Here is a 20824-nt window from a genome sequence, read left to right on the forward strand (position 1 = left end):
GATGGTGCGGCGCATCTCCGATTACCTGGACGCGGACGGCTTCACCGCGCTGAACACCATTTCGACGATCAGCTCCTTCCTGCTGGGCCTGTCGATCCTGCCGTTCATGTACAACGTCTGGAAGACCGCCAAGTACGGCAAGAAGGTCGGGGTCGACGACCCGTGGGGCTACGGCCGCTCGCTGGAGTGGGCGACCTCCTGCCCGCCGCCGCGGCACAACTTCCTCACGCTGCCGCGCATCCGCTCCGAATCCCCGGCGTTCGACCTCCACCACCCCGGCGTGGACGCGCAGCCGGCCGTGGAGACCGGGGCGCGGAAGGAGGCGCTCGCATGAGGACGACCGCCGAAGCCGTCAACGAGATCGAGGGGTACCTGCTGTGGGAGGAGGAGAAACGAAAGGCCGGGGAAAGGGCCAGGGAATTCACCGCCGGAATCCCGTGGCTGACCGACTCGCAGCGCGCCGACCTCGAACACCGCTACACCGTGGACCGGCTCGCGGCGTCCCGCACGTACCTCCGGCGCATCGCCGCGAGAAGCACTGAACTGCGGGCCGAGTACGAGACGGTGTACCAGGCGCTCAAACGCCGGGCGGCCACGTGGTTCGTCGTGTGCGGGGTGGTCTGGGCGGCCGCTGTGCTGGCGTTGCGCTGAGCCGGCCGGAGTCCGGGTGCCCATCGGACAGCAGCGAACCCCAGGCGGCCTGGGGTTCGCTGCTCTTCATGGCGGTGCGGGGCAGGTCACCAGCCGGACGTGCCGATTTCGACGCGGGGCTTGAAGCCGCTGTTGGAGCCGTCGTTGGGGTAGAGGTAGAGCTTGCCCGTGCGGTGCGGGTCGGAGTCCACGGCCACGAGGTCGATCTGGCCGTCGTGGGTGAATTCGCCGGCCGCGTAGTCGGAGATCCCGTTCCAGCCGCCGGCGCCGAGCTCGATGGAGGAGCCGGCGTCGAAGGTGTGGTTCTTCGCGTCCGGCTGGAAGAGGAGCAGCTTGCCCGTCCTCGTGTCGGTGGCGATGAGCTCGGGCGCTCCGAGCTGGTCGAAGACGCCCGCGGAGATGACCTTGTTCATGCGGTTCCAGTCACCGGTGCCCCACGGGACGCGCTTGCCGAGGGTGTCCAGGCCGGACTTGCCCGTACCGGGGTACAGGTACATCTGCCCGGTGTCGGCCTTCACCGCGATCAGGTCGTCCTTGCCGTCGCCGTTGAAGTCGGCGGCGGCGAGGTGCTTCATGCCGTTCCAGGCGCCGGAGCCGATTTCCACGCGGTCGTCGAAGGCGTCGAGGCCCTTGGCCTTGGTGCCCGGGTAGAGGAAGAGCTCTCCGGTCTCCTTCTTCACGGCGAGGAGGTCGTCCTTGCCGTCGCCGTTCAAGTCTCCGACGGTGAGGTTCCGCATTCCGTTCCAGCCGCCCGAGCCGATCTCGACGCGGCTGCCGAAGGTGTCGAGCCCGCTCTTTCCGGTGCCGGGGTAGAGGAACAGCTTTCCGGTGGAGACCTGGACGGCCAGGAGGTCCTTCTTTGCGTCGCGGTTGAAGTCGCCCGTGACCAGTTCCGTCATGCCGGGGTCGGCCGGCAGGGGCTTGGACGGGAACGGGTCCGCGTGGTCCTTTCCGAGTCCGTTCTTCGGGCCGCAGTTCGGCCAGGCGCGCTCGCCCTGCTTGTCGAGCACCTTCTCGGCTATGCGTATCTGCTCCTCCTTGGTGGCCAGATCGGCGCGCTCGGCGTACTTCTTGCCGCCGAATTCCGTCCAGGTTCCCTGGCTGAACTGCAGGCCGCCGTAGAAGCCGTTGCCGGTGTTGATGCGCCAGTTGCCGCTGCTCTCGCACTGGGCCACCTTGTCCCAGGTGGCGACGGAGGCCGCCTGCGCGGCCGGGCCGGAGGCGAGGAGGGACAGTGCGGTGATCCCGGCGACGCCGGTGGCGGCCAGCAACGCGCGCATACGGGACGAGGATGACGATGACGTGGACATAGGACCTTTTCTTGGAGTGGGAGAAGAGGAAGTGGTGAGAGAGGCGCGCGTCACCAGCCGCCCGTGCCGATTTCCGTGCGCTGGTCCAGGCCCTTGCCGTTGCCCCGGTAGAGATAGAGCTTTCCGGTCTCGCCCGGGTCGGAGTCGACGGCGGCGAGGTCACCGATGCCGTCGCCGGTGAAGTCGGCGGCCGCGTAGTCGGAGATGCCGTTCCAGCCGCCGGAGCCGATCTCGACGCGGCTTCCCAGGGTGTTGAGGCCCGTCTTTCCGGTGCCGGGGTAGAGGAAGAGCTCGCCGGTGCCGGTCTTGGTGGCGACGATGTCGGCCTTTCCGTCGCCGTTGAAGTCTCCGGGGGAGACGACCTTGTTCATGCCGTTCCAGGCGCCGGTGCCGATTTCGACGCGGTCGTCGAGGGCGTCGAGGCCCTTCTTTCCGGTGCCCGGGTAGAGGAAGAGCTGACCGGTCTCGGTCCTGGCGGCGACGAGGTCCGTCCTGCCGTCGCCGTTGAAGTCGCCCGCAGCGAGGTGCTTCATGCCGTTCCAGGCGCCCGAGCCGATCTCGATCCGGTCGTCCAGGGTGCTCAGGCCCTTGGCGTCGGTTCCGGGGTAGAGGAACAGCTGCCCCGTCTCGTTCTTCACGGCGACGATGTCGTCCTTGCCGTCGCCGGTGAAATCGCCGACGGTCAGGTTCTTCATGCCGGTCCAGCCGCCGGAACCGATTTCGACACGGCTGCCGAAGGTGCGGAGGCCCGTCCTTCCGGTGTTCGGGTAGACGAAGAGCTTGCCGGTGGAGACCTGGACGGCGACGAGGTCCTTCTTGCCGTCGTGGGTGAAGTCACCGGCGGTCAGTTCCGTCATTCCGGGGTCCATGACGGCCGGGGCCACGTCCACGTAGTCGCGGTCGATCAGCAGCTTGGTGCCGCCGTACGACTCGTGGACGTTTCCCGTGTACTGGTTGATCCGCCGGCCGTTGCTCCAGTGCCCGGACGGAATGCCGGGGATCTCGGTGTTCGCCCTGCCGTTCCAGGTGGCCGCCCAGATCACGTCCGGGCGTTCGTAGGAACCGGAGTCGTAGACGGCGTCGAGCTGCTCGATGGCGGCGCTGGTCGAGCTGTAGACACCCGAGCGGAAGCCGAGTTCGCGGATGCGCTCCGACCAGCCGGAGAGGTACTGCACGACGCGGGCGTTGTACTCCGCCTTGTAGCCGCCCTCCATGTCCTCGTAGATCACCGTTCCCGGTACGAAGCCCAGCCGCTTCGCGAGGGCCACGGCCTTGTCCGCCGCGGCACGGCCGTCCTTGGCGGCGGTGCGGGGCGAGATGCGGGTCGCCTGCGTCCCCGCGTAGACGGGCAGCATGTGCCACCCGGCCTTCGTCTGCGCCTGCACCCAGGCCGGGGTGAGGTTGGGCTGGCTGGGACAGCCCATCGACGGGCCGCCGATGTAGATCCCGATGCCGCGATAGGGCGACGCGGCCCAGTCGGCCATCGCCGCGCCGGAGGGTGCGGTGCACGTGTCGAACGCCTTGCCGGTGAAGCCCGTGGTGGGCTTGACGGGGGCCGCCGCCTCCGGGGCGGCGAGGGCGGCCGGGGGTTCGAGGACGGTGCCCGGTCGCGCGGACGCATCGGTCCGCGCCGAGGCCAGGATCCTCTGCACGGCGGCGGGGGAGTCCTCGTAGCCGGCGGTCGCGTACAGGCCCGCGGCTTCGAACGCCACCCGCACCTCGTGCTGCTCGTCGGCGGGCAGCGCGTCGGGGACGCGGTCGCCCGCCCGGACGGTCACTCCTGGTACCTCGGGGCGCGGGGCGGCGTCGGCGAAGGGTTCGAGGACCAGGGCGTCGGTCTTGTCGGCGACCAGGTGCGCCGGGCAGTCCTGGTTCGCGCCGGGGTGGCCGAGGTAGAGGGTGTGCCGGTCGAGCCGGACGCAGGTGTCCGGGTGCTCGTCCAGGTTCACCACGTTCCAGCCGGCGGGGATGTCGAGGGTGAGACCACGGTACGTGACCGGGGTGGTGCCGCCCGGCCCGTCGGCGGAGGCGGAGGCGAGGGCGGAAGCCGGGGCCGGGGCGGCAGGGGTGCCTGTGGCGGCGAAGGCCGTGGCGGTGGCGGACTGCAGCGGTACGGACAGCACCGCGGCGGCGGCGACGAACGCGGCCAGGCCGCGCATGCGCTTGGGACTCATGGGATTCTCCGGGGTTCTCCGGGGTTCTCCGGGAGGCGAGGGACGGGGCGGGTCCGCGAGAGGGGTGTCGGACCCGCCCCGGAGGCACGCGTCAGACGGGGCGGACGGGCTCCGTGCGACGGTTTGCCGCGGTGCGGCGGTCGGGCGCGGTGCGGTGGTGGATCACCAGCCGCCGGTGCCGATCTCCACGCGGGTCGCGAAGCCCTTGCCGTTGCCCCGGTAGAGGTAGAGCTTTCCGGTCTTGCGCGGGTCGGAGTCGACGGCGGCGAGGTCGTCGATGCCGTCCTTGTCGAAGTCGGCGGCCGCGTAGTCGGAGATGTCGTTCCAGCCGCCCGTGCCCACCTCGACGCGCTGGCCGAGCGTGTCCAGGCCGGACTTCCCGGTGCCGGGGTAGAGGTACAGCTCGCCGGTCTCGGTCTTGGTGGCGACGATGTCGGCCTTGCCGTCGCCGTTGAAGTCGCCCGAGACGACCTTGTTCATGCCGTTCCAGGCGCCGGTGCCGATCTCGACGCGGTCGTCGAGGGCGTCGAGCCCGGACTTGCGGGTGCCGGGGTAGAGGAAGAGCTGGCCCGTGTCGGTCTTGGCGGCGACGAGGTCCGTCTTTCCGTCGCCGTTGAAGTCGCCGGCGGTGAGGTGCTTCATGCCGTTCCAGGCGCCGCTGCCTATTTCGATCCGGTCGCCCAGGGCCTTGAGGCCCTTGCCGTTGGTGCCGGGGTAGAGGTAGAGCTTGCCGCCCGCCCGCTTGGTGGCGAGGAGGTCGGCCTTGCCGTCGCCGTTGAAGTCTCCGACGGTGAGGTTCCGCATGCCGTTCCAGCCGCCGGTGCCGATCTCGACGCGGTCGTCGAGGGCGTTGAGGCCGTTCTTTCCGGTGCCGGGGTAGAGGAACAGCTTTCCGGTGGAGACCTGGACGGCCACGATGTCCTTCTTGCCGTCGTGGTTGAGGTCGCCGGCCGTCAGCTCCGTCATGCCGGGGTCGATCGGGGGCCGCTCGTCGTCGACGACGGACTTGTTGTGGACCGGGTAGTAGCTGTCGGTGTCGTGGCCGGGGAAGTAGGGGTACGGAATCTCGCGGTGGTGCACGCCGGAGCTGCTGAACTCGTAACCCACGTACTTGGTGTGGTCCGCGTTCGCCCACTTGTCGAAGAGGACGACGTGCCCGTACCGGCCCGGCTTGGGGTTGAGCAGGGCGTCCCCGGACTTGAGGTCGCTCTTCTTGATCTTCTCGGTCACGCCCTGGGGGCCGAAGTTGGGCGTGGCCATGTCCCAGGCGAGGCGCCAGGCCATGGACACGTAGCCGGAACAGTCGGTCCGGTGACCGCGGTACGAGCCGCCCATGTTGTACGGGATGCCCTTGCCGACCCACTCCGCGGCGCGCTTGAGCGTCTCGCTGCGCTTGATTCTCGGGGCGTCCTTGCTGGCCCCCGCGACGTTGAAGAACTCTTCGCCGTCGGGCTCCACGGGGAGCATCGGGCCCTGGCCGTTGCTCCCGAAGTCGCCCGGCTCCTCGTCCGCGGCGACCGCCGCCGGGACCGGTGCCGCCGTGGCCGGTGCCGCCGTGGCCGGTGCCGCCAGGGTGAATCCACCGCCCGTGACGGCGCAGACGAGGGCGATGCCGATGGCGGATTTGCGCAGGTAGGCGTGCTTGGACACAAGGAACTCCCGTGAAGAGGTGGGGTGAAGGGTGGAGAAGCGGCTCAGAAGGCGATGGCTGCGCACAGGCACAGGGGCAGGGGCAGCTGACGATCGCGAGCCGGGGGCCGGGGGCCGGGTGGAGAGGGGGAGGGCCGGTGGCGGCCCGTCCGGGTTACTGCCAGCCCATGGAGTCGGGGACCACCGGGACGGGGCTCTCGTCGGCCGTCGTCAGCGGGGCGTCGGCAGTGGCGGCCTGCGTACCAGCGGTGGTCTGCGCACCAGTGGTGATCTGCGTACCAGCGGTGGTCTGCGCACCAGTGGTGATCTGTGCACCAGCGGTGATCTGTGCACCAGCGGTGGCGTGCGCACCAGTGGCGGCCGGTGTGGCCTGCGCGGCGGCGACGGTCCGGACGGCAGCCGTGTCCTGAGCGACGGCGACGGCGGCCGGAGCGAGGGCGGCGGCTCCGAGGGCGAGGGCGACGACCGCGGTGGCCTCGGCGATGCGGGTACGGAACATCTCAGGTGGTCCTTCCGGGAACGAAGCGTCGAGAGGAGCGGCGGACCGGTGGGCATCCCGCGGTGATGCCCGGCCGGTTCCGGCCGGTTCTGCCTGTCAGCCGTTCGTACCGGCTGACAGGAGAAAGCTTCGTCCTGGGGCGGAAGAGCCGGAAGGGTTTCCCGATGGACCGAAAGGGCCTGGGACGGATCAGTCCAGGGAGCCGGCGGGCGACGTCACGCGCGCGTCGAGCAGGGGCACTTGGGCATCCACCAGCTCCCACCGCGCGAGCTGCGGACTGTGGGCGAGGGCGCGCCGGCAGGCCTGCTCGGCGTGCTCCTCGGCCTCCTCCAGCCGGTCGGCGAGCAGGTACACCCCGAGGACGGGGTGGGGCCTTGCGTACGGGTGGACCGAGATGTGCTCGATGCGCTCCCGCGGCAGGGCGCGCGAGAGCACCAGTTCCCTGATCTCGGCGGGGAGTTCCGTCGTCCGGCGGGGTCGGCGCAGGCCGACGTGCACGAGATACATGGCGGCAACTCTCGCAAGCGCGGGGGCGCACCCACCAGGGATGAAGCGGAACTGTTCCGTCCATGGCCGCAAACGGCCAGGGACTCGCCCCGGGAAGAGCTACACATGATTGTGTGCACCATGTAATGATCATGGGTGATTTCGGTAATTGTCCTTGATCGCCGGGGGGCGCAGATGCTGGACACACTGGGGTTGGACACCGGATCCGAGCAGGTTTACCGGGGGTTGCTGGCCATGCCCGGCGCCGGGGTCGCCGCGCTGGCCGCGTACCTGGGCCTGACCGCCGCCGAAGTGCGCGCCGGGCTCGACGTGTTGAGCGAGCTGTCGCTGGTGCGCCCGTCGGCCGAGCACGAGGGCGGGCTGCGTGCCGTCTCCCCCGACATCGGCCTGGACATCCTGATGTCCCGCCAGCAGGCCCGGCTGGCCGCGCAGCAGCAGCGGTTGGAGGAGTCGCGCGTCGCCGCCGCCCAGCTCATCGCGGAGTACGCCGACCAGCGCTCCGTCGCCGCCAGCCTGGGCGGGGAGCAGCTGGTCGGGCTGGACGAGATCAGGGACCGGCTGGCGCACCTCACCCGCGAGGTGCGCGAGGAGGTCATGGCCTTCAGCCCCGACGGCGCGCAGACCGAGGCCAGCATGGCAGCCTCCCGCCCGCTGGACCGCGAGCTGCTCGGCCGCAGGGTCCGGCTGCGCACCGTCTACCTCGACAGCGTGCGCAACAGCCCCTCGACCACCGCCTACGCCGAGTGGCTCACGCGGCTGGGCGGGCGGATCCGGACGGCGCCCGCGCTTCCCACCCGGATGATCATCATCGACCGGGCCACCGCCGTGATGCCGGTGAACGGCGACGACACGGCGGCCCGCGCCGTCGTCCTGACCGGGCAGGGAATCCTCGCGGCCCTCTGCGCCCTCTTCGAGACCGTCTGGGCGGACGCCCGGCCGCTCGGCGCGAGCCCGGCCCGCGACGACCGCGGCCTCACCGGCCAGGAGGAGGCCACGGTCCGGCTCCTGGCGGAAGGCCGCACCGACGAGTCCATCGCCAAGCGGCTCGGCGTCTCCCAGCGCACCGCCCGCCGCATCGCCACCGGCCTCATGGAACGCCTGGGCGCCCGCAGCCGCTTCGAGGCCGGCGTCCTCGCCGTGCAGGCCGGCTGGCTCCCCGCCCGGGCGGCCCACTGACGGCATCGGCCGTCACTTCTGCCGGATCCGTCGAACTGGTTGCCGGGAAACGGATCCATCCGTGGTGGAATCACCTCCTATGGAGTGGACGATCCACGGCCCGGGGTGCAGTGCCGCGCGGCCGGGCACGCGGCCGCTGCCGAAACCGCTGAGTACTCACACGGGGGGATGACGTGTCACCCGAGCGCACGAACCGATCATCCGGGCCGTCAGGGCCCGACGAGGACACGGGACTTCGGGACGGATTCTCGAAGGTCTTCGCCAGACGCCCGTCCGTGCCCCGGCGCGGCCTGCTGCCCGGCAAGCGGGTGTGGACCGTCCTCGCCTCCGCGGCGGCGGTGACGGGGCTGGCCGTGGGCGCCGTTCCGCTGGTAGGCCAGCTCGAGTTCACCTCCGGCTCCTCGGACGCCTCGAAGAAGGTCACTGCGGCCAAGGAGCCGGGGAAGTCCGGCGCCGGCGGTTCCGCGGCGTCCGGCCGGTCCAAGGACGCGGGGAAGGGGCCCGGGGCCGTGAAGCCCGGCGGCGCCGGGACCGTCGGCGGCGGCGGTGCGTCCGGTGGGAAGGGCGGACCGGGGCAGCCTTCCGCTTCGGCGTCGGGTTCGGGATCGGGGTCGGGATCAGGGGGATCCGGCTCGGGGTCCGGCTCCTCCGGTTCCGGTTCTTCCGGTTCTTCCGACTCTTCCGGGTCCGGCTCGGGGTCGGGTTCCGGTGGTTCCTCCGGTTCCTCCGGTTCCTCCGGCTCGTCGGGATCCGGCAGCTCCGGCGGTTCGAGCTCCGGTTCCGGCGGTGCCGGCGGCTCCGGGCAGGGGTCCTCCGGGTCCTCGTCCTCCGGAGGCGGCGGGAGCAGCAGCGGGGGCGGCGGGGACCGGCCGCAGCCGCAGGAGCCCCCGAAGAGGGGCGTCGTCCAGCCGGCCAAGCCGGAGATCCCGCGCGCCCCGAAGCTCGACGACGGCAAGATCAAGGGCCCGGTGATGGGCTTCGCCGCGAAGCGGTGCGTGGACATCGTCGGCGGCAAGTCGAAGGCGGGCGCGCAGCTCCAGCTCGACGACTGCTCCGGCGACCGGCGCCAGCGGTTCGAGTTCCGGCCGGACGGCGAGGTCTGGTCGCTCTACGACGACCGGCTCTGCCTGGACACGCAGCGGGGCTCGACGGCGAACGGGACCGCCATCCAGATCGCCGACTGCAACGGCAAGCCCACCCAGGCCTTCACGATCCAGAAGGACGGATCGCTGGTCAACCCCAAGTCCGGCAAGTGCGTCGAGCCCGCCGACGGCGGCTCGAAGGGGCTGCGGCTCCAGCTGCAGGCCTGTGACGGCGCCAAGAACCAGAAGTGGCAGATCGGCTGACGGACGCCGGACCGGCGCTACGCCGGTCCCGCCGGAGCCGCTCCCGCCGGAGCCGTCCCCATCGGCGCCGGTCCCGCCGGTCCCGCCGGTCCCGCCGGTCCCGCCGGTCCCGCCGGTCCCGCCGGTCCCGCCGGTCCCGCCGGTCCCGCCGGTCCCGCCGGTCCCGTCGTCCCCTCCGGCTCCGGCACGTCCGGGCCGGTGAGGGTGACGAGGTCCGCTTCCGCCGGCGCCTCGATCTCGGAGACCCGGTACGCCTGCCGCTCCGTCATGGCCTGGAACGTCTGGCGCGCGGAGCGGCCGTTGCCGAACCGGTGGTCGCGCGGGACGCGGGAGAAGTGGACGCCGAGCGCCTCCCGCGCGTCGTCGGTGAGCTCGTACTGGTGGGACGCGGCGTGCTGTTCCACGATCCGCACCAGCTCGGCGTCGTCGTAGTCCTCGAAGAGCAGGGTGCGGTTGAAGCGGGAGGCGAGACCGGGGTTGGAGTCGATGAAGTGCTCCATCTCGTCCGGGTAGCCCGCCACGATCACGACGACGGAGTCGCGGTGGTCCTCCATCAGCTTCACGAGCGTGGCGACGGCCTCCTGCGCGAAGTCGTTGCCGCCGCCGGCACCGGCCGGCGCCAGTGAGTACGCCTCGTCGATGAAGAGCACCCCGCCCATGGCCTCCTGGAAGACCCGCTGGGTCTTCGGGCCGGTGTGCCCGACGTACTCGCCGACGAGCGAGGAGCGGTCGGCCTCGACGAGGTGACCGCGCTCCAGCAGCCCGACCGCGGCGAGGATGCGGCCGTAGAGCCGGGCGACGGTCGTCTTGCCGGTGCCCGGGTTCCCCGCGAAGACCAGGTGCCGGCTGAGCGGCGGGGCGGCGAGCCCGGCCGCCTCCCGGCGGTGGACCATCCGCATGAGCTTCACCAGCGAGGCGACGTCCTGCTTGACGCGGCGGAGCCCGATCAGCCGGTCGAGCTCGCCGAGGAGGTCGTCGAGGCTCTCCTCGGGCTCGTCCGCCTCGCCCTCGTCGCCGTCGGCCGCCGCCGTGCCGGCCGCGGGGCCGCCGCTCCCGGCGGGCAGGGGCCGCTTCCGGTCCGGGGCCCCGGTGACCTGCGGCCACTGCGGTGACGCGACCCGGACGGAGACGCACTCCTCCACCACCGGCGCGGCGTCCGGCTCGCTGCTCAGGTCCTCGTCGGCGTCCTGCACCCGGACGCGGCGCAGGACGGGGGCGGCGGTTCCGGCGAGGTGGACGGCCGGGAAGCCGGGGGCGACGATCTCGCACTCCTCGAAGACGCCGCTGCCGCCGGAGTCGACGATCAGCCCGTTCTTCGCCGGCCGCAGCACGCGCACCCCGCTCAGCCGCGGCTCGGCGCCGCCCGCTACCACCACGCCGGAACCCGCGGCGTCCCGGACCTCCAGGCCGCTGACGCGGGGCGCGGCACCGGGCTCGACGACGAGGCCCGCGGTACCCGCCCGCAGCAGCCTGCCGCCCGTCACCTCCTGGTCGCCCGGGCCGAGGACCGCGGCGGCGCGCTCGCTGTCGGCGATCTCGCAGTCGTGCAGCCGGGTCAGACCGCGCGTCACGGCGGTCACGCCGTTGCGCGTGCGGTGCACGGAGACGCCACGGAGCTCGGCGCGCACGGAGTCGGCGAGGTCCACCCCGGACATGCCGCAGTCGCTGATCCAGGTGCTCTCGATGACGGCCCGCGCGTCGGCCACCAGGTGGGCGCCGTGCTCGGGCGTCCTGGTGATGCGCAGCCCCCGCAGCCGGACGTCGGCGCTGCCGCCCGCGTGGACGAGGCTGTAGGCGCACTCGTCCATGGTGCTGTCGTCGAGGTGCGCGACCGCGTGGTCGGTGGCGACGAGGCCGTTGGCCGCCGACGCGCGGATCGTCGCCTCGCGCGCGGTCAGCCGGGCGGAGCCGTGGACGACGACGGCCGCGGCGCCGGTGCGCACGATCCGGGTGCCGGCGATCCGGACCCGGGCGTCATCCCCGGCGCTGACGCCGGAGCCGCCGCTGTCGCGCAGGGTGCAGAAGGCGAGCTCCACTTCGCCGTGCCCGCTCGCCCGTACGGAGTCCGCGCCGTTGCCCGAGAGCTCGCAGTCGTGCAGCCGGACGCCACCGCCGCCGGCCTCCCGCGAGTCCGACCCCTCCGCACCGGGCCCGGGGGAGCTGCCCAGGACCCGTACGGCGTCCGTGGCACACTCCCTGATCCGGCAGTCGGTGAGCAGGGCGGAACCCTCGTCCTCGACGAGCAGCCCGCTGCGCCCGGCGCCGTCCACCAGGCAGTCGCGCAGGACCACGGCGGCGCTCTCCCGCACCCGGATCGCGGAGCCGCTGGTGTCCCGGACGTCGGTGCGCCGCAGCTCGACCCGGGTCGAGCCGCCCGCGACGATCCCCGTGCCGTCGGTGTCGTGCAGGCGGCAGCCGGTGAGAGTGACGGCCCCGCTGGTACGCAGCAGCATCCCGGCCAGGGCGGCACCGCCCAAGGACGTGCCGGTCATGGCGAGCGAGGCGTCCCCGTGCACCTCCAGCCGCCCGCTGCCGATCCGGCCGCCGGACCACTCCGTGCGTCCGCCGCCGAGCACCACGGCGGGCTGGTCGGTGGCGGCCCCCTCGACGACGAGCCCGTCGACCACCACCCGGGCGCCCGCGGCCACTTCGAGCGCCGGCCGCCCGTCGCCGGGGGCGGTCAGGACCACCGCCCCGGGGTACCCGCCCGCCTTCGCGCCGCCGGCGCGCAGCGTCACGCTGCGCTCGATCCGCACCGCCTCCCGGTACGCGCCGGGGGCGATGCGGATCTCGTCGCCGTCGGCGGCCGCGGCCAGGGCGGTGGCGAGGTCGGGGTGGGCACCGGGACCGGCGGTGTCCACCCGGTGGGTGGCGGCCGGCTGGGCGGGGACTGTCACGGGGGCTCCGTCAGACGTACAGGGGTGGGACCGGGCTGTGCCGGTGGTGACGACGACTTCTCATCAGGCGTTCGCGCCGGGCTGAGGGGGTGGCGCGACGCGGGCGTGCGCCTCGGACGCCATGTGCTTCGCCCAGGCGGCGTTGTGGTACTCGCGCAGGAACGCCAGGAGGTTGTCCATGCGCAGGTCGAACGGCCGGGAGGGCATCCAGGATTCGAGCGGCTTCAGCCTCGCGGACCAGCTGTCGGCGTACTGCCTGATCTCCGTGCCGTCGAACTCCGGTATCCGCGTCCTGATGGAATCGGCCAGGTCGGCGAGTCCGGCGAAGTCCTCCTGAGCGAGCAGCTGCGTCCGGAACTCCTCCATGTACCGCTTGGAGGGGCCGATGAGGCTCTCTTCAAGGAGCCTGTACTGCTCCTTGCTCCAGATCGCCTTGTCGTCGATCTTCGCCAGCGCCACGTCGACCTTCTGCCGGTGCGCCGCCGCCAGTCCCTCGTAGATCTTCTTCGTGTAGGCGAGTTCGCCGCCGGGGGTCAGCCGGAGCTCACGGCTGAGTTCGTGCGTCTTGGAGAGTCCGAGCCATTCCCCTCGCGGGCCGAAGAGCATGTCGCTCTCCTGGCTGATGATCTTCCATTGCCCGCTCGCCTCGTGGTGCCACAGGATGTTGGCGGCCTGGTACTGCCCCCGCTTCACCGGCGTCTCGTACTCCGCGTCACCGAACCAGTCGGTCACCCGCCGGTCGGGGTCGAGGCGGAAGCGCACGTCGGCGCCCTTGCTGCTGCCGGGCGACTGGAAGTGCCAGGCCGTGAATCCGCTCTCGTCGACATTCGTGATGGCCAGGGCACAGCCGTTCATGGTGGGGGTCACGACGAGCCCCGACCCGAGCCCGTCGTCGGGCACCAGGGGAACGCGCACGTTCCCGATCCCGACGAGGTCGACGTTTCCGCTCAGGTACGGGAGGAACACGGGGGAGAGGTACTCGCCGGCGTCCGCCACGGCGGGAAGACGGCTGTCGCCGCGGTACAGGGCCAGTCCGGCCGCCTCCGCGTCCACCTGGATGTACTTCTCGACGGCCGGGGTGAGCATGACGGTGCTGCCCAGGTCGGACTGGCCCTCGGCCCGGTGGATCACGAACCAGTGCCGGCCCTCCCAGCCGTTCATCCTGTCCAGGAACGTGTTGATGGTGCCCCTGTCCATCCAGGGCGTCCGCGCCGCGACGTTCTCGTCGAAGCGCACGGAGACCAGATGTGAGGTGAAGAAGTCCTCGGGCTTGTCGGCGAAGGCGCGCGTGAGCAGTTCCTCCTGCAGCGGAAGCGTGGTCCGCGGCGCCGGCGCCGCCCCTTCGGGGGCCTGGTGGGGGAGACCGGCCGGCCCGGTGGCCGAGCTGCCCTCGCCGGGGTCGGTCCCGTGCATGCCGCCGGGCAGGCCCTTGCTCTCCTTGCCGCTGCGCGTGATGGTCTCCTCGATCTCCGCCTGTACCGCCCGGGGGTCGACGCCGAGCGCCTCCAGTTCCTCCGCGGCCCGGTTCAGCTGTTCCTCGGCGGCCGCGAGCCGGGTCTCCGGCAGCGACGGTCCCGGTGACGAGGTCGACGGCCCCGCTCCGCCGGCGAACCGCTGGTTCCACTCGTTGAGTTCGAACTGGGCGCGGGAGCGGTCGGCGTACGCCTCGGCGTAGGCGTCCCGTGCCCGGATCACCGGCAGGTCGGCCTCGTCGGGTACGGCCGTGGGCTCGGAGATCCGCAGCGTTCCGATCTCGGGAGCAGGAGCAGGAGCAGGAGCAGGCGTGGGGGCGGGGGCCGGGGCGGGCTCGGGGGCTTGGGCGCCGAGCCGGGCCGCGGCCTCGTGTTCCAGCTCGCGGGCCCAGCGCGGGTCCCCGAAGCGCTGGAGGATGCCGTCGAGCCGGTTCCTCACCGGGGCGTCCAGCGCAGCGCCGTTCAGGATCTGCCGGAGGTCGTTCGCGGTGTCGAGGCGGCCTCGGCCGAGGGTCCGGGCGGTCTCCACGAGCGTCTCGAAGTCGCCGGCCGCGGCGAGCTCGCGCTCTTCGGTCAGCCGCACGCCGAAGATCCTGTCGAGGACGTCCCTCTGCAGGGACCCCGCCAGTTCGGGGTTGCCGCGGCTGAGCGCCGCCAGGGCGGAGACGAGCTCCCCCTCGATCTGCAGGGCCTCGTCGGCGCGCATGCCGTCGTAGATCCGCCGGGTGTACACGGGCGTGCTGCCGCCGGTGAGGTCGAGCGGGAAGACCCTGGTGTTCCGGCGCAGGGTGATGTCTTCGAGGCCCTTCCCGGCGGCGGTCGCCCGGTACTCCTGGCTCACGACGTGCCACGTGCCGTCCTCGCGGCGCCAGAGGATGTTCGTGGCCCCCTTCCACTGCCGGGAGCCGTGCTCCGGCGTCAAGTACATCTCGTCACCGAACCAGTCGCGCACCGAGCGTTCCGGCGTGGCGGGCCCGTTGAAGTCCGCGCCGCCGCGCCCCGCGCGGAACCTCGTGGCGTACCCGTTGGCGACCTCGCCCCCGGGGGACTGGTAGTGCCAGGCCCTGAAGGTGTCGTCGGTGACGTCGGTGACGGCGATCGCGCAGCCGTTCATCTCCGGAGTGAAGACGAACGCGGAGCCCGTGCCGCTCTCGGGGTTGCGGGGGATGAGGGCGTTCCCGATGTCACCGTCCTTCTTGGCGATGCCCGTCTTGTACGGGATGTAGTGCGAGGCGAGGTAGTGGTTGTCGGGCATGGGCCGGAAGAGCCCGGGGTGCGCGGCCAGGCCCTCGAAGAGTTCCCGGGTCTCCCGGGGCACGAGGGTGCCCGGGGGGAACAGCGTCCCGTCGGTGAACGCCTGGACGTACCGCTCCACGGCGGGCGTGAGCACCAGGGCGGAGTGGCTGCTGAGCGGGAGGCGGTCGTTCCGCTGCAGGACGAACCAGTGCCTGCTCCAGCCGCTCATCCGGTCCACGAAGGTGTTGCTCTGCGCGAGGCTCAGTCCCGGCATCCGCTCCCGGATGCCCCGGGAGAGCTCGGTGGAGACGGGGTACGCGTCGAGGAAGCGCACGGGATCGGCGGCGAACGTCCCCGACCGGGCGCCCTCCAGCGCGGCGAACGGGTTGTCGACGTGTCCCACGGGCCGTACGGGCTGCGGGGCGGGGGCGGCGACCGGCTCCGGCGTGTGACCGGGGCCGGCGCCGGGGCCGGGCACGGTCTCGTCGAGGGCGCCGGGCAGAGCCCCGTCGGGCACCGCTTCGTCCGGCGGGGTTCCGTCCGGAAACGGCTCGTCCGGCCCGCCCGCGGGCGCGCCGGAGTCCGCCGCCTCGTCGGTGAGGTGCGCCGGTCCGCCCTGCGGCAAGTCGGTCCGCGGGAGCTGTGCGCGCCGCGCGCCGCCGAGCAGGCTCCCCTCCTTCGTCTGGATCTTCGCTACGGCCACGTCGATCCGCTCGCTCGTGAGCCACGGGTCGATGCCCAGTTCGAAGAGACGTTCCTCCGCGCGGTGCAGTTCGACCACGGCCGTGTCCAGCTGGGACTGCAGGAACCGCTGGCTGCTCGTGGGCCCCCTGGAGGAGCCGGCGAACAGTTCCCGTCCGGCGCGCTCGTTCAGCTCCCCCAGGTTGCTGCGGGCGATCTCGTACGCGTGCCAGGCGTCGAGCCGGTCCTGGGCCTGACGGCCGGTCGTGCCGCCCGTGATGATGTCCTGCCGGACCCGGGCCCGCTCGCGCATGGCGAGTGCCGCGTCCCGGGCGCCGGGGCGCCCGTCGGGCGACGGGAGGGGAAGCGGCTCCTGCGCGTCGGCCCGCCCCTTGCCCTTGTCGCGGGGCGCGGGCGGGGCCGGTGCGGGGGCGTCCGGCTCGGCGAGGTGGCCGGCCGGCGGGACGGGGCCGGTTTCCGCAGGGTGAAGGGCCGGGGGGACCAGGCCGGTCCCCCCGGGGCCGGTGACCGCTGCCGGAACGGTGCTCGCCGGCGGCCGGGCCGCGGCCGGGGCGCGCTTTCCGGCCTCCTCGCCGGAGCTGGTGAGCCACCAGGGCTCCCTGAAGTCGTCGACGAGACCGGTGAGCCTGTGTCTGAGGTTGTCGTCCAGGCTGTCGACGGCCCGCTGGGCGGCCCCGGCCGTGGTCCTGCGCTCCTTCAGGAGGGCGTTCGCCTTCGCGGCGAGACCCTCGAACGTCGTGACGTCCGCGAAGGCCCCGTCCTGGCCGTGGAGGGTGCCGGTGATCGGTGCGAGCACCTCCCTCTGCAGCTTGTTCATCGTGGAGTTGTCGACGCCGGACCGGGTCAGGGTCCTCACCAGGTCGTTCTGGAGGCGCAGGTCGGCCTCCTGCCGGGCCACCTCGTATATCTCCTTCGTGTAGGTGACCTCGTTGCCCGGTGTGAGGCTCAGCGGGACGTCGAGGGGTGTGCGGGGCAGGGTGAAGGCGCCGAGTTCCAGCGTGAACGGTGCCCGGTACTCCTGGCTGAGGATCCGCCAGGAGCCGTCCGTCTGGCGCCAGAGGATGTTCGTGGCCCCGGGGCGGTGGGTCGCCGACGCCGGCGACGGGCTGAGGTAGCGCGCGTCGCCGAACCATTCGGTGGGGTTCCGGGTCTCCCGGAACGAGGCGGCGAAGCCGCGCTGCGCGTACCCGTTGGGGGACTGGTAGTGCCAGGCCCGGAAGGTGTCGTCCGTGACATCGGTCACGACGAGGGCGCAGCCCGTCATGTCCGGCGTGAACACGAACTGCGAACCGACATGGCCTCCCGGGTTCCGCCGGATCACGGCGTTCCCGATGTTGGCGGTCTGCTGGGCACTGCCCGGCTTGTACGGGACGAACTGCGAGGCGAGGTAGTGCTCGTCCGCCATCGGGCGGAAGAGTTCGTCGCGCCGTTCGAAGAGTTCCCGGAACAGCTTCCGGGCCTCGTGGGACTCCCGGGTCGTGCCGGGCCGCAGCAGCGACGGGTTCTCGGCGAACGCCTGGACGTACTTCTCCACGGCGGGGGTGAGCACCAGGGTGCCCTTGCTGCCGGCGAGGTCGCCCGGCCGCACCAGGACGAACCAGTGCTCGCGGGCCTCGCCCATCGCTTTGACGAACCCGTTGACGAGCCGGTCGCCCAGGTGCGGCATGCGTGCCGCGATGCCGAGCTCGAAGCCGGTGTAGACGGGCTGTGCCCCGAGGAATCGCACCGGGTCGCCGGCGAAGTCCCGGGTCCGGCCGCCCTCCACCACCGCGAACGGGTTCTCGACGCGCCCCACGGTGACGACGGGCCGGGCCGGGGGCTCCGGGGTGAGGCCGGGGGCCGCCGCGCCCGGAGCGGGTCCGCCGTGCGGGCCCGTCAGGTCGTCCACGTGCTGGTCCGCCAGGTCGTCGGCCGTGTGCCCGGCCGAGGAGGACGCGGCCGTGTTCGCCTCGTCCGCCTCGTCGGCGAGCACCTTGGACAGGTCGGGCCGTTCCGAGCCGCCGGGCACGCCGCCGTTGTCGAGAACCGCGCGGACGTTCAGGGTCCGCACCTCGGTCAGGATCGTGTCCGGGTCGACGCCGGCCTCCCGCAGGCCCTTGCGGGCGTCCTTGACCTCGGTGACGGCCGCGTTCAGCCGGTCCTGCGCGGCGAGCTGTGCCCGGGTCGGGCCGCCGGAGGAACCGGCGCCGGAGGGGTTCGGGGCGCCGGCGCCGGCGTCGCGCTGCGCGTTGCGCAGGCTGACGAGGGAGTTCTCGTACGCCAGGTAGCGCTGCATGCGGAGGTCGGCCGTGACGCTGTCGGCGGCGCCGCCGGTGATGACGTGCCCGATGGAGAGCCGGAGCTGGTTCCTGACGGCGGCCGCGGCGTGTCCTTCGATGCCGGTCGGCATGGGAGTGGCCGGGCCGAGGGGCGATGTCTGCCCGGGCTTGGGCGTCGGGCGCAAGTCCCCCTGCACCTCTGGGGAGTTCGTCCGTCCGGCCCCGCTGCCGCGGGGTGCGGCGCCGTCGCCCGTGGGCGCGGCATGCACGGGCTGCGGCGCGGCGTGCGGGGGCGGGGCGTGCGGGGGCGGGGCGGCTTCCGCGAGCAGGGGAGCCCCGGTCGTGCCGGCGGTGTCGGCCGAGCGGCCCGGCCGGGCGACCAGGTCCAGGGCCAGGGTGTCCACGCGGGTGGGGGAGACCCCGGCGGTGTCCAGGACGGCGCGGGAGGAGACGCCGCCCGCGGGCGGGTGCGCCGAGGCGCTCAGGCCCGCGGCACCGGGACGGGCGTCTCCGCCGCCCTTGAGGAGGGCGAGAGCCTGCTCACGGCTGTTCAGGGCGGACACCGGTGCGGCTGAAGGTGCGTCAATACTCTTGATCACAGGCGAAGTTGATGTGGCCGCTTCGTTGAGCGGGGCGGCGTGGGCCGTCGTGCCGGGCGTCGGCGGGGCGACGCGCGTGGTCGCGAGCGGGACGGGCTTCGCGGGCAGCGCGCCCGGCACCCCGCCGTGCGGCGCGGCCGCGTGCGACGCCGCGTTCGTCACGGCGCCGTCCGGCACCCCCGCCGTGCCGGGGAGGCCGCCGGCCTGCGGCACTGCCGCGTTCGATGCCGCCGCGTTCGGCGCCGCGTGCGGGACGCCGCCGTGGGAGCCGGCGGCGAGCGACGACAGGCTCTGGGCGTTGACCGTCACGTCGGTGTCCCGGCCGATGCGGAAGGAGATGCCGTCCGAGGAGATGCCGCGCAGCGTGATCTCGCCCTGCTGGAGGGCCAGGAGCTCGGGGAACTTCAGGTCGGCGAGGTCCTCGACGTGGCCGAGGGCGCCGCGCGCCAGGCCGGTGCTGTCGGCCACGGCGTCCCCGGCCTTGGCGAGTCCGCCCGGCACCTCCACGCCGTGCCCCGTGGCGGGGGCGTCCGCCAGGAGGGAGAGCCCGGAGGGGTGGCGGGCTCCCTCGACGACGCCGAGGGCGGTGTCCGCGGGGAGCAGCAGGTTGCTGTCGAGCCGGAGCTGGCCGAGGGAGGCGTCGAGGTGGGTCAGGGGCGTGACCGCGGAGTCGGTGGCCGCCGCGGGCACGGCCAGGCCGCCCCTGCCGAGCGTGAAGTTCTCGGGCAGGGGCGGGGTGACGAGCCCTTGGACGGCGTGCAGGCCGGGGGCGGCGCCCGTGCCGGTGTGCACGGCCGCGCCGGTGCGGGGCAGCAGCACGTCGCCGAGCTTGGCGAAGCCCAGCTGGGTGAAGTCCAGGGACGGGGTGCGGGTCAGCGAGAGGTGGAACAGGTCGGTCGAGACCGATCCCAGGCCCGGGCCGGGGCGGAGCCCGCCGAACGGGCCGGTCCCGAGGTGCGCGCCCGCCCGGCCGGGGAAGCCGGGGCCGTGCCCCGCTCCGGCCGTCCCGTGATGGACGCCCTTCATGAGGTACTCGAGGTCGCCCGCCCTGGCCATCATCTGGCGGAGCGAGTGCTGCGGGATGCCGAGGACGCGGTCGGCGAAGGCCAGGGCCGCCGCGCCCCGGAAGCCGACGACGCCGATCTCGGCGAAGTTGAGGGGCAGCAGGGCCGCCACCCCGAACCGGCCGAGCCGGCGCAGGGTGACCATGCCGTAGGCGCCGGCCTTGGACCAGGCGCCGTTGAGGTTTCCGGTGACCTTCGCCCAGTCGTCGAGGCCGGCGCGGCCGAGGGACTTCATGCCGGTCCACACCAGGGGCAGGAAGCCGCGCAGCCCGGCGCCCAGCTTGGTGCCGAGGAGCAGGGGCGCGACCACGAGGCGGCTCGTCCCGGTGAGGCGGGCGATGCGGGCGACGTCGTCCAGGAAGCCGGCGCCCCCCGCCTTGATGCCCTTGCCGAGGGCCTTGAGGGTGCCGCCGATGCCCTTGGTGGACGGGAAGAGGATGCCGAGGAAGGCGAGCCCGAGCTGCAGGCCGTTCGCCTTGCCCTGGCTGAAGTCGACGGCGACCTTGATGAAATTGACCGCGTTCATCGCCCAGGCGAGGATGCCGAGGAGGCCGCCGGTGAAGATGGCCAGGATCGAGACGATGATGGTGAGGATCTCGAAGGCTTCCCAGAACAGCTCGCAGTTGCTCACCGGCATCTGCATCCGCTGGCCCGCCTCCGTGAGCTGGCGGCTCAGCTGGGTGACGGCGGCGTTCAGGTCGCCGCGGGCGTTCGAGACGCGGTCGGTGAGCCCCTGGCGCCGGGGGTCGTCCTGGGCCATCCCCTGGGCGGCGTTCAGCGCCTGGTCGGCCGCCGACTGGGCGTTGGTGACGGCGGTGGCATAGGCCCGCATCGCCGCCTCGGCCAGGAGGAACGACTCGCGCACCGACCCGGCGAACTTGTTCAGGTGCTCGTCGACCTTGCCGCGCAGCGCGTCCGCGGTCTTGCCGATGAAGCGCTGCCCCTGGGCGGAGGTGTTCTGGAGCGCGTTCAGGCCGTCGTGGATCGTTCCGGCGGTCTCGGCGAGCCGGCGCATGGCGTCGGCCAGGCCGTTGATGACGGCGGGGTCGCCGGGGACCGGGTCCCCGCCCAGCCCCACGGCGCTCCAGTCACCGGGACGTGTGGCCACGTCTGACGCCCTCCCCCTCGCGCACCGCGCCGCCCTCCCCGGACGGCACACACGGTCATCCTGTCCGATGGGATCGGAGTCACTTCGGTTCACTCTGTGGAGAAAGTCACTACTGAGACGGAAGTCTCCTCCCGTTCCAAGTGAACGGATTGCGCACGACGGCCATCTGTCGGTG

At 72.7% G+C, this 20824-nt stretch carries 10 protein-coding genes and 1 pseudogene; 4 read left to right on the top strand and 7 right to left on the bottom strand.

Going from position 1 to position 20824, the window contains the following annotated elements; all coding sequences use genetic code 11:
* Positions 1 to 334: pseudogene (locus tag NQU55_RS06260) on the top strand (aa3-type cytochrome oxidase subunit I); the annotation flags it as partial.
* Entirely contained in the window at positions 331 to 651 is a 321-nt protein-coding gene (locus NQU55_RS06265) for a hypothetical protein (protein ID WP_168097035.1), read from the top strand. The pseudogene NQU55_RS06260 and the gene NQU55_RS06265, both read left to right, overlap by 4 nt.
* Positions 652 to 737: 86 nt before the next feature.
* On the opposite strand, the gene NQU55_RS06270 is transcribed toward NQU55_RS06265, so the two are convergent.
* The 5 genes from NQU55_RS06270 to NQU55_RS06295 all read right to left on the bottom strand — a co-directional run bounded on the left by NQU55_RS06270 (position 738) and on the right by NQU55_RS06295 (position 6791).
* Complete coding sequence (locus NQU55_RS06270) at positions 738 to 1931, bottom strand: transglycosylase family protein (protein WP_284702469.1); 1194 nt, start codon at positions 1929 to 1931, stop codon at positions 738 to 740.
* Between the two features lie 80 nt (positions 1932 to 2011).
* Positions 2012 to 4135, bottom strand: coding sequence for a glycoside hydrolase domain-containing protein (locus NQU55_RS06280; RefSeq protein ID WP_256789980.1), 2124 nt, complete (start codon positions 4133 to 4135; stop codon positions 2012 to 2014).
* Positions 4136 to 4297: 162 nt separating this feature from the next.
* Positions 4298 to 5785, bottom strand: a complete 1488-nt coding sequence (locus NQU55_RS36760) for a C40 family peptidase (protein WP_168095213.1) — start codon at positions 5783 to 5785, stop codon at positions 4298 to 4300.
* Between the two features lie 154 nt (positions 5786 to 5939).
* The gene (locus NQU55_RS06290; RefSeq protein WP_168095212.1) at positions 5940 to 6284 is read right to left on the bottom strand and encodes a hypothetical protein; all 345 of its coding nucleotides are present in this window, start codon (positions 6282 to 6284) and stop codon (positions 5940 to 5942) included.
* Positions 6285 to 6473: 189 nt separating this feature from the next.
* The gene (locus NQU55_RS06295; RefSeq protein ID WP_168095211.1) at positions 6474 to 6791 is read right to left on the bottom strand and encodes a hypothetical protein; all 318 of its coding nucleotides are present in this window, start codon (positions 6789 to 6791) and stop codon (positions 6474 to 6476) included.
* Positions 6792 to 6965: 174 nt separating this feature from the next.
* Between NQU55_RS06295 and NQU55_RS06300 the strand changes: the two genes are divergently transcribed.
* Positions 6966 to 7967, top strand: a complete 1002-nt coding sequence (locus tag NQU55_RS06300; protein WP_168095210.1) for a helix-turn-helix domain-containing protein — start codon at positions 6966 to 6968, stop codon at positions 7965 to 7967.
* Between the two features lie 275 nt (positions 7968 to 8242).
* The gene (locus NQU55_RS36765) at positions 8243 to 9313 is read left to right on the top strand and encodes a ricin-type beta-trefoil lectin domain protein (RefSeq protein WP_168095209.1); all 1071 of its coding nucleotides are present in this window, start codon (positions 8243 to 8245) and stop codon (positions 9311 to 9313) included.
* 17 nt (positions 9314 to 9330) lie between these two features.
* Here NQU55_RS36765 and NQU55_RS06310 read toward each other — a convergent pair whose 3' ends face one another.
* Both NQU55_RS06310 and NQU55_RS06315 read right to left on the bottom strand, forming a co-directional pair.
* Positions 9331 to 12210 (bottom strand): right-handed parallel beta-helix repeat-containing protein, encoded by a 2880-nt coding sequence (locus tag NQU55_RS06310; RefSeq protein ID WP_256789982.1) that lies wholly within the window; start codon positions 12208 to 12210, stop codon positions 9331 to 9333.
* A 63-nt stretch (positions 12211 to 12273) separates the two neighbouring features.
* Entirely contained in the window at positions 12274 to 20649 is an 8376-nt protein-coding gene (locus tag NQU55_RS06315) for a putative T7SS-secreted protein (RefSeq protein ID WP_168092564.1), read from the bottom strand.
* Positions 20650 to 20824 lie beyond the last annotated feature (175 nt).

This window comes from Streptomyces telluris, from assembly GCF_024519335.1.
Classification (GTDB): domain Bacteria; phylum Actinomycetota; class Actinomycetes; order Streptomycetales; family Streptomycetaceae; genus Streptomyces; species Streptomyces telluris.

Bases quoted from the DNA above. Each gene is read 5' to 3' on its own strand.
- NQU55_RS06295 (WP_168095211.1), bottom strand. From the start codon at position 6,791: ATGTATCTCGTGCACGTCGGCCTGCGCCGACCCCGCCGGACGACGGAA.
- NQU55_RS06290 (WP_168095212.1), bottom strand. From the start codon at position 6,284: ATGTTCCGTACCCGCATCGCCGAGGCCACCGCGGTCGTCGCCCTCGCC.
- NQU55_RS06265 (WP_168097035.1), top strand. From the start codon at position 331: ATGAGGACGACCGCCGAAGCCGTCAACGAGATCGAGGGGTACCTGCTG.
- NQU55_RS06280 (WP_256789980.1), bottom strand. From the start codon at position 4,135: ATGAGTCCCAAGCGCATGCGCGGCCTGGCCGCGTTCGTCGCCGCCGCC.
- NQU55_RS06270 (WP_284702469.1), bottom strand. From the start codon at position 1,931: ATGCGCGCGTTGCTGGCCGCCACCGGCGTCGCCGGGATCACCGCACTG.
- NQU55_RS06300 (WP_168095210.1), top strand. From the start codon at position 6,966: ATGCTGGACACACTGGGGTTGGACACCGGATCCGAGCAGGTTTACCGG.